This is a genomic window from Dokdonia sp. Asnod3-C12 (assembly GCF_045063975.1).
Classification (GTDB): domain Bacteria; phylum Bacteroidota; class Bacteroidia; order Flavobacteriales; family Flavobacteriaceae; genus Dokdonia.
On sequence record NZ_JBEFNY010000003.1, the window covers coordinates 2997714 to 3010152 of the forward strand.

Consider the following 12439-nt stretch of genomic DNA (forward strand, 5'->3'; position numbering starts at 1 on the left):
ATTGCGAGTGCAAAGATAATTAATATTAGAAGATGTGCAACTTTTTCTAATAAAAAAAGGAGTGAAATTTTCCACTCCTTTTTCAAAGTGTTGATTATTAGGTGAATTTACTTAAATAAAACACATAATAATTTTTAAATAATTTATTCTTCTTTCTCCGCTTTGTCTACTACAGGTCTATCCTTACGATTTGCAAGTTCCCAAGCAGTTGCAAAAACTAGTTTTGTGCGCTTTTCAAGTAAAGGATAATTAATCTTATCTGGTGTATCACCTATCTTGTGATAATCTTCATGTGTTCCATTAAAGTAAAAAATGATAGGCACATTCTTCTTTGCAAAGTTGTAGTGATCTGAGCGGTAGTAAAAACGGTTAGGCTCATTTTCTACGTTATAGCGGTAATCAAGATTAATATCAAAATACTTTGCATTTACTGCAGATGATACATTATGTAAATCTGTACTTAATTTATCTGACCCTATTAAATAAACGTAGTTATTGTCTTCTAAGTGGGCATCATCATTACGACCTATCATATCGATGTTAAGGTCTGCGATTGTATTTGCTAGTGGGTATACTGGATTTTCTGAGTAGAATCTAGACCCGTATAAACCTTTCTCTTCTCCTGTAACGTGTAAAAAGAGGATAGAGCGCTTTGGTCCTTTTCCGTCTTTTACAGCTTGTTTAAAAGCTTCTGCAATCTCAAGTAAAGCTACAGTACCAGATCCATCATCATCTGCTCCGTTAAAGACATTACCTTTTGAGTCCATTCCTACGTGGTCCAGGTGTGCAGAGAGTACAAGTACTTCATTAGGCTTCTCTGATCCTTCTATAAATGCTAGTATGTTTTCTGAGTCGTTAAGATCACTTCCTTTTCTAAAAAAAGTTTTTGGTACAATCTGGTAATAATCTCCATTATTTCCTGGAGCCACTTCTAGTTGCTTGTAATAGTCTACAAGGTATGCAGCCGCTTTCTTTTGCCCTGGATCTCCAGTGTTACGACCTTCAAAATCATCACCTGCAAATACGTAAAGCATGTCTTGTAGCTCATTTGCAGTAATAGTATTAGTGTATTTACGTACATCATTCTCATTGCTTTCTAGAGCAGTGACATCTATAAGTACAGGTTCTGAAGGAGCAGCAGGTGCTACTACTTTTTTTGATTCGTTACAAGAAAGGGCAATGAGTCCCAATCCTATTAGGGCAAAATATTTTTTCATTTATAAGGAATTGTTTATTCTGATAAAAGTACTGAATTCAATTGGATAAAATATGAGATAGCGTAGTGTGTTTTTTTTGCTTTCGCGAAAGCGTAACTACCCAATATATCTTATGCAACTTTAAAAAAAAGAGCACAAAAAAAGGTCACTCTATTGCTAGAATGACCTCGTTATTATTAAGATATGAAATCTTAGTTGTTAAGCATTACTGGCATTACGAGCATTGTAACTTGCTCTCCTTCATCTAGTCCATCTACTGGAGTAAGGATGCCTGCTCTATTAGGTAGTGACATTTCTAGTGAAACATCATTTGCATTCATATTATTAAGCATCTCTGTTAAGAAACGAGAGTTGAAGCCTATTTGCATATCATCACCTTGATAATCACAAGTAAGACGCTCTTCTGCTTTGTTACTGTAATCGATGTCTTCTGCAGAAATATTAAGCTCTGCTCCAGCGATTTTTAAACGAATCTGGTGTGTAGTTTTATTTGAGAAAATAGAAACACGACGTACAGAGTTTAAAAACTGATTACGATCTATAGTAAGTCTGTTTGGATTCTCTTTTGGGATTACCGCTTCATAGTTAGGGTATTTACCATCAATAAGACGACATACAAGCTCCACATTATCAAATGTAAACTTTGCATTACTCTCATTATACTCTACAGCGATTTCATCGTCAGAAGTAGAAAGTATTCCCTTAAGCAAGTTAAGTGGTTTCTTAGGCATGATAAATTCTGCCGCTTGAGAAGCCACAACGTCTGTGCGACCATACTTTACAAGCTTGTGAGCATCTGTTGCTACAAACGTAAGTCCATCTGTACCAAACTGAAAAAATACACCACTCATTACTGGACGTAAATCATCATTTCCTGTAGCAAAAATAGTATTGCTTATTGCGGTAGCTAGTACACTTCCAGGTATTTTTACAACACTAGGATCTTCTAGTGATACTGCATTAGGAAACTCTGCTCCATCTGCATATGCGAGTGCATATTTACCATGGTTAGAGCTTATCTCTACCGTATTATTCTCGTGCTGTGTAAACGTAAGTGGTTGCTCTGGAAACGTCTTAAGCGTGTCAAGAAGTAAACGAGCTGGTAACGCAATCGCACCATTATCACTAGACTCCACATCTAATTTTGATGTCATCGTAGTTTCTAGATCTGATGCAGAAACTGTGAGTGTATTTCCATCTAGTTCAAAAAGGAAATTATCGAGTATAGGTAGGGTGTTACTATTATTTATCACACCACCCAATACTTGTAATTGTTTAAGGAGGTATGTACTAGAGACTATAAATTTCATAGAAAGTTAGGTTTTGCAATACAATAAAATGGTACTGAAAGTGACGCAATTTATGCTTCACTCACTACTTACAAATATATTTTAAATGCGACGGCTTTTATAATTAACTTATCAACATCTAGCGTGCGTAACGACGTTTCCTAATTGCGTTGTAGATGAGACCAAAGATAAGCAAAATAGCCAGCGGAAGCCCAATAGTAAAGACTTGCCACGTGGTCATACTTTGTGCTGTCTTTTTCATATCAAGAAAAGGAAGCGCAATTTCTTTACTGCGTATGTTAATAAGCCCAGTGTCATCAAGGAGATAGTTAATCGCATTGAGCAAAAACTCTTTATTCCCATAGCTGGTTCTTGTATAATAATCAAATCCTAATTCTAGTGGTTGCCCGCGTGCATCGAGACTATTTGAGATTATATCACCATCGGCTATGAGTATAAGCTTAGGATTTTTTTGTGCGCTTTCGCGAAAATTACTTTTATCACTTCCATCTGGTAATACTCTATTAGTAAAAGCCGAATTAAACGAGCCTTCTAGTAGAACGGCAAGTGGTTGCTGTCCGCTTTGAAAATCACTTTCTAAAGGTTCAATATCTACCTGGCCGAGAGAGATTTCTCGTGGCGTACTTTCTATTTTAGTATAAATACTAGACTGCAATAAGACTGTTTTATTTACGCCTCTATTGTTGTCTAATAAAGTGATAGGATTTGCATAATTGAAAAGAACAGGCTTTTCAATATTAGTATTTATGGGATGCGTATTCATACTAGGTACTTGCGGTCTATACAACCATGGTAACTGTATGTACTGAGCATCACTGCCGTCACCAGAAGCAACACTAAGTGGGGCAGAGTAGAGGTCTACTACTAAGGATGGGTCTACTCTAATACCATATTTAAATAGTTGGTCATCTAGATTAATATCTCTAGGGAAAGCAATGGTTTTACCTTGATCATTGCGAAGACTATCATCTTCCATGGCTACAGCATCTAGCATCCAAAGGCTGTTACCACCGTTCATGATATATTGATCAATCACATACTTCTGCTTATCTGTAAATGCTTTTGTGGGCTTTGCAATAACTACTAGATCAAAGGTGTTTTGTAAAGCTTTGAGCGCTTTATCTGGATCTTGATTTGCAAATTCCATCGGGAAAGGTGCAATATTGTAAGTGTAACCCAGTTTACGAAACATATCTGCAATATTTGCATCTGGTAGCTCGCCATTATCTCTCAATACAGCAATACGCTTAGACTTAGCATTAAGAGTGCTGTGTAAACTTTCGGCAAATACGTATTCAAGGTTTTGTATAGAAGCGTATACGAGTTGCTCTGGAGAAGCGCCTACTACATTCTTTACAAGTCCTACCGGTACTGCCTTGTCATTGAAGTTTATAGTAGCCCACGGAAAAATAGTTTGCGTGGTTTCTTTTCCGTTTTCTTTTACTTTGAGAGGGATGGTAGTCATCCCAAATTCATTGAATTGTCCCGCAACTTCGGCTACATTTTCTCCTTCTTCTACGGGGTTTGAAAATTCGAACCTAATGTTATCATTATAGGCTTGCATTTCTTCTAGCAGGTAACGCGTCTCGTTTTGAAGTTTTTTAAACTCCGCAGGAAAATTTCCTTCTAGAAAAACATCAATAATAAGCGGACTGTCTATTTGATCTAATAAATCAAGCGTAGGATCACTTAAACTGTAGCGTTGATCTTGTGTTAGGTCATAGCGTTTGTGAACTAGCGAACCTATAATGTTAATTATAAATAGGCCGATAATTACAAGAAGAAGTGATAGTATGTATTTTAAATTTTTCACGAAAGTGTACTCCTTTTATGCAGTTTCATCATCGTAATAATGATAAAGAATGCGGTTACACTAATAAAGTAAATGAGATCTCTAGTATCTACCACACCGCGGCTTATGCTGGTATAATGCGATTGGATACCCATTAAATTAATGAAATCTCTCACGCTGCTTGTTGTACTAAATGCTGCTATGCCTTCAAGTCCAAAATATAAAAAGAAGCTTAAGAACACGGCGATTATAAAAGCTATGATTTGATTATCTGTAAGGCTAGATGCAAATATGCCTATTGCCGTAAATGTTGCAGCTAGAAGCATTAGTCCTATATAACTGCCTATGGTTACTCCTACATCAAGGTTTCCCACGGGATTACCCAGTTGGTAAATTGCAACTACATAAATAAGTGTGGGTATGATAGCAAGTATGATAAGAGCAAATGCTCCTAAAAATTTTCCTAGTGTTAACTGGAGTTTAGAAATAGGTTTTGTGAGTAACAGTTCTAAGGTGCCTACTTTTTGTTCTTCACTAAAACTGCGCATAGTAATCGCTGGAATAAGAAATATAAATATCCAAGGTGCAATCTGGAAGAACGGTGCGAGATCTGCAAATCCAGTCTCTGTGATATTAAAAGGCCCTTGAAAAATCCATAGAAATAAACCGGTAACTACGAGAAATAACCCAATAACCAGATACCCAATTGCCGAGGAAAAAAATGAGGATATTTCTTTTTTAAGTATAGCGAACAAAGTGATTTGTTTTAAAAAGTAAATGTACTGTAGTTTTTAATTTTTTAGAAATTATTTATTGAGGATAGCTCGACTGTGGTGGTCCATTAATTGGGATTTTTGCACCTAAGTATGTAGGTTCTTTATTTATAGTCAACTCCAGAAAAGCTTTTACATTTGCTAGTAATTCTCTGCGCTTATTTGCGCTTTCTCTCTGGTAGGTACGTTTGTCACCCACAAATCCATAGTACGTAAGGCCTAATTTATTTGCGATATATAGTGCTCGTGGCAAGTGAAATTCTTGAGTAACCACAATAGCCTCTTTAACGTTGAAAACAGAACTTGCTCTATACATACTATCATAAGTGTCAAAGCCGGCATAATCTAGAAAGATATCATCCTCTGGAACGCCTTTGTCCATAAGGTATGCTTTCATTGCTTTAGGCTCATTATAAGAAGCAGTGCCGTTGTCTCCAGAAAGTAGAAAACGTTTTACTTTGCCTTCATTATATAATTTGAGAGCACTTGCCACACGGTCTTCTAGCATCGTTGATAGATTGCCATTTGCTCTCACGCTAGCACCTAATACTATTGCTGTGTAGGCTTCTGGCACTTTTGAGCTACGAGTAAAAGTTTGATTCTTTGTACTTGATTCAATATGGTGAGAAAGTCCGAGCACTCCACAAATAAGGAGGATAATCCCAATGAGAGCGACGGCAATAAATTTCTTTAGATGTTTGAGCACTAAGCGTTATCTATTATTTTAATAGGTTTCTTTTCATCATTGATAGCAACAAAGGTAAACGTTCCAGCTACTGCCAGTTCGCGGTCATAATTGTACATATCTTCTTTATAAATCTCAACGCGTACTACGCAGCTTGTATTGCCTACTTTTTCAATACGAGCAATTAATTCTACGATAGTTCCTTGCGGAATGGCTTTAGTAAAGTCTATTTGGCTAGTAGATATGGTAACTACTTTCTTTCGGCTAAAGCGTGTGGCGCATATAAAAGCTGCTTCGTCCATCATATGCATTGCAGTCCCGCCAAAAAGGGTATCGTAATGATTTGTAGTATTAGGAAACACCGCTTTAAAGATGCGAGTTACAGAGTTTTCAATACGTTCTTCAAGAGTAATCATGCTTGTTTAATCATTTTATATAATTACTAGACAAAATATGTGCAGTACGTACTTCTAAGTGTATCTTTGCAAGGTCTTAAAATAGAACAAATGCCACAAGTAATAGAAGCTTTAAAATGGAGATATGCGACTAAAAAGTTTGACAACACGCGCATACTTCCAGAATCAAAAATAGCGATTGTAAAAAACGCATTTAACCTCACTGCTACTAGCTTTGGGCTACAGCCAGTGCGATTAGTTGTAGTAAGTAATAAAGAGAAACAAGAAGCTCTCGTTCCTTTATCAATGAACCAGCGACAAGTAGCAGATGCTTTACATGTACTCATTTTCTGTATTGAAAAGCAGGTGGATGAACATTATGTAGAAAACTATTTTGATAACGTAAAAGAAATCAGAAATACGCCAGAAGAAATTATAAAGCCATTTAAGAATTATCTTCTTGATCATTTTAAAAGCGCTACAAATGCGGATAATGACTTATGGGCTTCGAAACAAGCATATCTTGCTATGGGTAATTTGCTTACCGTTTGTGCGATTGAAGAAATAGATGCGTGCCCCATGGAAGGTTTTTCTCCAGAAGGATATGATGAGTTTTTTGATCTTACAAATAAAGGATTGCAGTCTGTTTTAGTAATGCCTATAGGCTATAGAGCAGAAGATGATATGTTTTCTACTATGAAAAAAGTGCGCAAAACCTTGGACAATGCGGTCCTTGATTTGTAACTTTCCACAGAATATAGGGCTGTAACACAATATTGTGGCAGGATTCTTGTTATTTTCTAAAAGTTTATAACTTTGCAGTAGCCCTAATTTTAGTACAATGAAACATATAGCATTTTTATTATTCTTTATTTCGACAGTAACATTACAAGCTCAGGAAGCTAAATGGTATACTGATTTTGACAAAGCAAAAAAGGTAGCGCAGCGCCAGGGAAAGCCTATTATCATGTATTTTACAGGTAGTGATTGGTGTGGACCTTGCAAAATGCTTAAGAAAGATCTTTGGGAGACGGATGAGTTTATACAACAAGCAGACGATTTTGTGTTGCTTGAGGTAGATATCCCTTTTAGGGAAGATATCATTTCTCCAGAACAAAAGAAGAAGAATATGAAGCTTCAAGACAAATACAATAAGGATAAATCTTTTCCTACTGTACTCTTACTAGACTCAAATGGTAGAAGAAAGGATGAAGTTTCTGGATATAGTATGCTCAGAGATACAGCACCTTACTACGCATTTTTTAATAAAGCAAGACGTACCAGATAGTAGAAGATTTTACAATCATATATAAAACGTTCGGCATGTGCTGAGCGTTTTTTTATGCTTTCGCGAAAGCGTAACCCTCAAATCCTCCATTAAAAAGATACTGCTAACAAAATCTCTCTTGTTCTAATTAACAATAAGTGAACTTCTTATCTTTGACCACCTTTAAATAGATTTATGTCAAAAGTAGTTTTAATCACTGGGGCTTCCTCAGGAATAGGTTTAGCCATTGCTCAGTATCTTGTAAACCAGTCGTATACTGTATATGGAACGAGCCGTAACCCAAAAAATAATATAGAAAAAGGAGTACATATGGTTGCGCTAGATGTTACAAAACCAGCGACTATTGCGGCTGCTGTGACGTCTGTATTAGAAAAGGAAGGGAGATTAGACTACCTGATTAACAATGCTGGAATGGGTATTACGGGTCCTCTAGAGGAAACACCAGATGCCGAAATTAAAAGAGTCTTTGAGACTAATTATTTTGGAGCTCTAGAAGTAATAAAAGCTGTCTTGCCTACGATGCGTAAACAGCGCAGCGGTATGATAATTAATATTACCTCAATAGCAGGATATATGGGATTACCATATAGAGGTATCTACTCTGCGACCAAGGGTGCCTTGGGGATTACTACAGAGGCGTACCGTATGGAGCTTAAAGAATTTAATGTAAAGATGACTACGGTTGCGCCTGGAGATTTTGCTACTAATATTGCTGCAGGCCGTTACCACGCACCAGTACTTGAAAACTCCCCATATAAAGAGAATTATAAGAATACACTTTCATTAATGGATGCGCATGTAGATGAAGGAATGGATACGATAATCATGGCAAAAGTGGTGAAACGTGTGATGGAGTCTAAAAACCCTAAAGTACATTATCGCGTAGGATTCTTTATGCAGCGTTTTAGTATTGCGCTCAAGCGCATACTGCCAGATACATGGTATGAAAAACTACTTCTTAATCATTATAAACTTTAGTTAACAAACAATTAAACACGCTCTTAGCTTCTGCACATCACTTTTAGCTACATTTGTGTATAATCATAAAAAGAAAAGACTATGAAATTTTTTATAGATACAGCAAACCTTGACCAAATTAAAGAAGCACAAGATCTAGGAGTTCTTGATGGTGTTACTACAAATCCATCATTAATGGCCAAAGAAGGCATTACTGGACGTGAAAATATATTACAACATTACGTAGATATCTGTGAGATTGTAACAGGAGACGTAAGTGCAGAAGTAATTGCTACCACTTATGACGAGATGGTAAAAGAAGGGGAGGAGCTTGCTGCGTTACACGAGCAAATCGTAGTAAAAGTACCTATGATTAAGGATGGTATTAAGGCTATAAAATATTTTTCTGATAAAGGAATACGTACAAACTGTACACTAGTATTCTCATGTGGACAAGCTTTACTAGCGGCTAAGGCTGGTGCAACATATGTTTCTCCATTTATAGGAAGATTAGATGATATCTCAACAGATGGATTAAATCTTATTGCAGAGATTCGTCACATTTATGATAACTATATGTTTGAAACTCAAATTCTAGCAGCATCCGTACGCCACACAATGCACGTTATAGATTGTGCAAAAATAGGAGCAGATGTAATGACGGGACCTTTATCATCTATAGAAGGATTATTAAAGCACCCACTTACAGATAGCGGTCTTGCAAAATTCTTAGCAGACTACGAGAAGGGTAATAACTAATCCTTGTTTCCCACCAATAAAAAACCCCATTTACTGAAAAGTAAAAGGGGTTTTTTATTTCTATAACAGGTTGGCTATTGATTTAAATAAGCCAGTAGTTCGTTTTCAAATTTAGAGTTGTGCAAGTTTGCGTGACTATTTAAGATCTTCCCGTCTTTATCAAGCACGATGGTCTTGTTAATATCATTGAGCACAAGTTGTTTTCTAGCTTGCTCTGGTTTTGAAAGTCTATATTCTTTAGACTCATCAAAGTCATTTTTCTTTAAGTGAAGCATCCATTTATTATGCTCTGTATTCACATTAATCGCTATAAAATTAAACTCAGGATACTTTACTTGCAACTCGCGAGCTTTAGCATGAGAATTGTCCATGTGAGCCATTCTCAAATAAGACCAGAAAAATAATACCGTAGGCTTTGTGATGCGACTAGATAGAGTATTCATACCAGAATCTGCACCTACAATCATGACATCAGGAATCATATTTCCTGCTTGCATAGATTTGTTATTGTCATATAACGCATCGACTAGTGCAACCGTTTCATCAGAAGTAGAGACTTCTTTTATTTCGTCAAAAAGCTTATCTACTTCGTCTAGATTATTGCTGTTTGCTATAAAAATACGTGACATTTGAGATAAGAGTCGCTCCTTAAGGTCTTTGTTGTTGATAAGGCTATCTATAACCGCTATCTGGTGGTGATTGTGTATGTATGAAGTGCGATTATAATCGTTCTCCTTTCCATAACGAAGGTAGGTTAGGTTATTAATGTAAGAAGCAAGATATCTTCTAAAACTATATAATTCTTCAAGATTGGGATTGTTTATATCTATGCTTTCGCGAAAGCTATAAAAATCATTAGGTAAGCTATCAATGAAGGATAACTTGTCTTTCCCATAGTGAGCAAATGGATACCATTCTTTACGCTGGTAATTATCAAATTCTGTTACAGATGTTGCTATTTCAATAAATTCATCCGAATAATCCTTATCAAGCAAAAACTTATCTAATTCCTCTTTATGAGTAATCGCCATAGAATCTAGTGTCTTCTGAAAGTTCTTTGGGTTTTTTTGATATTTTTTCTTGATGCTTTCGTTTTCACTCTCCCAATGCAAATACATGTCTAGTAAAAAAGTACTCTTTTCCGCCCCATATCCAGAAAAACTAAGTGACTCATCAAAATCTTTAGTGTTTACTCTCAATAATATACTGTCTCCTTCTTCTATATGAACAAGTTGATGTTCTCCATGTTCTAGTCTGTAAAGTCCTGGTTGAAAATTGTCAAATTTATATAGAAACCTATTTCTTCTGTCTAGTGGAATACTATCAGTAACTACTTCTCCCTTACGTAGCAGCACATAACTCTGTACAGGGTTAATAATCTGCCCACCTAGATATGTCCCTTGAGATTTGTCATCTTCGTCAAAAACGCAGCTAGTAAGGGTGGTGGATAGAATAACTAATGTTAGGAGGTACTTCATAAAGGTCAATTTACACTAAAAAGGTAGCTTATATGGCTATTTCCAAAAGTAACTTTAATGACTTTTGCATGTTGTTAACATATCGTTAAAAGCATTTTGTGTTTGTTATGATTAAACTTTCTTTAATTATAGGTATTTTTGCACGCTCAAAATAGAAGTTTTTTATGTTATCAGTCTCTAATCTTTCAGTTCAATTTGGTAAGCGCGTTTTATTTGATGAAGTTAACACTTCATTTCTTAACGGTAACTGTTACGGCATCATAGGTGCAAACGGTGCAGGAAAGTCTACCTTTTTAAAAATACTTACAGGTCAACAAGATCCTACCTCTGGTCACGTGCATCTAGAGGCTGGAAAGCGTATGTCTGTACTAGAGCAAAACCACTATGCTTATGATGAGTATAATGTCCTTGAGACAGTGGTGATGGGTAACAAGCCTCTTTATGAAATTAAAGCAGAAATCGATGCACTGTATGCAGACTATACGGATGAAAATGCAGATCGTATCGGAGAGCTTCAAGTAAAATTTGAGGAAATGAATGGGTGGAATGCAGATAGTAATGCTGCAACCATGCTTTCTAACCTAGGAATCAAAGAAGAGCATCATTATACAATGATGGCAGATCTTGATGGAAAGCAACGTGTACGTGTGCTTATTGCACAAGCGCTTTTTGGAAATCCAGATGTGCTTATCATGGATGAGCCTACAAACGACCTGGATTATGAGACAATCTCTTGGTTAGAGAATTTCCTTGCAAACTATGACAACTGTGTGATTGTTGTATCGCATGACCGTCACTTCCTTGATGCTGTGTGTACACACATTTCAGATATTGATCACAATAAAATCACGCACTACAGTGGTAACTATACTTTCTGGTATGAGTCTTCTCAACTAGCAGCAAGACAACGTGCACAACAGAATAAAAAGTCTGAAGAAAAGAAAAAAGAACTTCAAGAATTTATTGCTCGTTTCTCTGCAAACGTTGCAAAATCTAAGCAGGCAACATCTCGTAAGAAGATGATTGATAAGCTAGATATAGAAGAGATTAGACCTTCTAGTCGTCGTTATCCTGGAATTATTTTCGATAGAGATCGTGAGGCTGGAGATCAGATTTTTAACTGTGCTGGTCTAACCGCTACTTTAGATGGTGAAGTCCTATTTAAGGGAGTAGATATGAACTTAAATAAAGGAGATAAGGCAGTGTTATTCTCAAGAGATAGCCGTGCAACATCTGCTTTTTATGAGATTATCAATGGTAACCAGCAAGCAGATAGTGGGACTTTTGATTTTGGAGTGACTACTACACAATCTTACTTGCCACTAGATAATGCATCTTACTTTCAAGATGGAACACTCAATCTTGTAGACTGGTTACGTCAGTATGCGCAAACAGAAGAAGAAAGAGAAGAGGTTTTCTTAAGAGGTTTTCTTGGTAAAATGATTTTCTCTGGAGAAGAGGCGCTTAAAATGTCTAATGTCCTTTCAGGAGGGGAGAAGGTACGTTGCATGATTTCAAAAATGATGATGAAGCGTGCAAATATCCTTATGGTAGATGAACCTACTAACCACTTGGATCTAGAATCAATTACAGCGTTTAACAATGCACTTAAAAACTTTAAGGGCACTGTGATGCTTACAACACATGATCATGAGTTTGCGAGCACGGTAGGTAACCGTGTGATAGAATTAACGCCTAAGGGTGTTATAGATCGCTACATGAACTTTGATGAGTACATGAGCGACAAGAGCATAAAAGAACAACGTATGGCAATGTATGAGTAAG

Annotated in this window: 12 protein-coding genes; 5 read left to right on the forward strand and 7 right to left on the reverse strand. The window is 36.5% G+C overall.

Annotated elements, in window-relative coordinates:
• Positions 1–143: 143 nt before the first annotated feature.
• The 6 genes from ACJJVW_RS13540 to ACJJVW_RS13565 all read right to left on the reverse strand — a co-directional run bounded on the left by ACJJVW_RS13540 (position 144) and on the right by ACJJVW_RS13565 (position 6193).
• Positions 144–1217 (reverse strand): M28 family metallopeptidase, encoded by a 1074-nt coding sequence (locus ACJJVW_RS13540; protein ID WP_405252534.1) that lies wholly within the window; start codon positions 1215–1217, stop codon positions 144–146.
• 191 nt (positions 1218–1408) lie between these two features.
• Positions 1409–2527 (reverse strand): DNA polymerase III subunit beta, encoded by a 1119-nt coding sequence (gene dnaN, locus ACJJVW_RS13545; RefSeq protein WP_108878628.1) that lies wholly within the window; start codon positions 2525–2527, stop codon positions 1409–1411.
• A 118-nt stretch (positions 2528–2645) separates the two neighbouring features.
• Positions 2646–4340: a gliding motility-associated ABC transporter substrate-binding protein GldG gene (gene gldG, locus ACJJVW_RS13550; RefSeq protein ID WP_405252536.1), complete on the reverse strand. Its 1695-nt coding sequence runs from the start codon at positions 4338–4340 to the stop codon at positions 2646–2648.
• Positions 4337–5074 carry a gliding motility-associated ABC transporter permease subunit GldF gene (gene gldF / locus ACJJVW_RS13555; protein WP_405252539.1) on the reverse strand — a complete coding sequence of 246 codons (738 nt, stop codon included), beginning with the start codon at positions 5072–5074 and terminating at the stop codon, positions 4337–4339. Before gldF ends, gldG begins: the two co-directional genes overlap by 4 nt.
• Before the next feature lie 55 nt (positions 5075–5129).
• Positions 5130–5798 (reverse strand): ElyC/SanA/YdcF family protein, encoded by a 669-nt coding sequence (locus tag ACJJVW_RS13560; RefSeq protein ID WP_339844917.1) that lies wholly within the window; start codon positions 5796–5798, stop codon positions 5130–5132.
• Positions 5798–6193 carry an acyl-CoA thioesterase gene (locus ACJJVW_RS13565; protein WP_339844914.1) on the reverse strand — a complete coding sequence of 132 codons (396 nt, stop codon included), beginning with the start codon at positions 6191–6193 and terminating at the stop codon, positions 5798–5800. Before ACJJVW_RS13565 ends, ACJJVW_RS13560 begins: the two co-directional genes overlap by 1 nt.
• A 90-nt stretch (positions 6194–6283) precedes the next feature.
• On the opposite strand from ACJJVW_RS13565, the gene ACJJVW_RS13570 reads away from it, so the two are divergent.
• The 4 genes from ACJJVW_RS13570 to fsa all read left to right on the forward strand — a co-directional run bounded on the left by ACJJVW_RS13570 (position 6284) and on the right by fsa (position 9176).
• Positions 6284–6916: an NAD(P)H-dependent oxidoreductase gene (locus ACJJVW_RS13570; protein WP_405253108.1), complete on the forward strand. Its 633-nt coding sequence runs from the start codon at positions 6284–6286 to the stop codon at positions 6914–6916.
• 97 nt (positions 6917–7013) lie between these two features.
• Complete coding sequence (locus ACJJVW_RS13575) at positions 7014–7460, forward strand: thioredoxin family protein (RefSeq protein ID WP_405252541.1); 447 nt, start codon at positions 7014–7016, stop codon at positions 7458–7460.
• A gap of 174 nt (positions 7461–7634) precedes the next feature.
• A complete protein-coding gene (locus ACJJVW_RS13580) occupies positions 7635–8438 on the forward strand; it encodes an SDR family oxidoreductase (RefSeq protein ID WP_405252544.1) in 804 nt (267 codons plus the stop codon).
• Between the two features lie 81 nt (positions 8439–8519).
• On the forward strand, positions 8520–9176 hold the full coding sequence (fsa, locus tag ACJJVW_RS13585; protein ID WP_108878635.1) for a fructose-6-phosphate aldolase: 657 nt from the start codon (positions 8520–8522) through the stop codon (positions 9174–9176).
• A gap of 74 nt (positions 9177–9250) precedes the next feature.
• Here the strand turns inward: fsa and ACJJVW_RS13590 are convergent, their stop codons facing one another.
• Positions 9251–10654: a TlpA family protein disulfide reductase gene (locus ACJJVW_RS13590; RefSeq protein ID WP_405252547.1), complete on the reverse strand. Its 1404-nt coding sequence runs from the start codon at positions 10652–10654 to the stop codon at positions 9251–9253.
• Between the two features lie 164 nt (positions 10655–10818).
• On the opposite strand from ACJJVW_RS13590, the gene ACJJVW_RS13595 reads away from it, so the two are divergent.
• On the forward strand, positions 10819–12438 hold the full coding sequence (locus tag ACJJVW_RS13595) for an ABC-F family ATP-binding cassette domain-containing protein (protein ID WP_108878637.1): 1620 nt from the start codon (positions 10819–10821) through the stop codon (positions 12436–12438).
• Position 12439 lies beyond the last annotated feature (1 nt).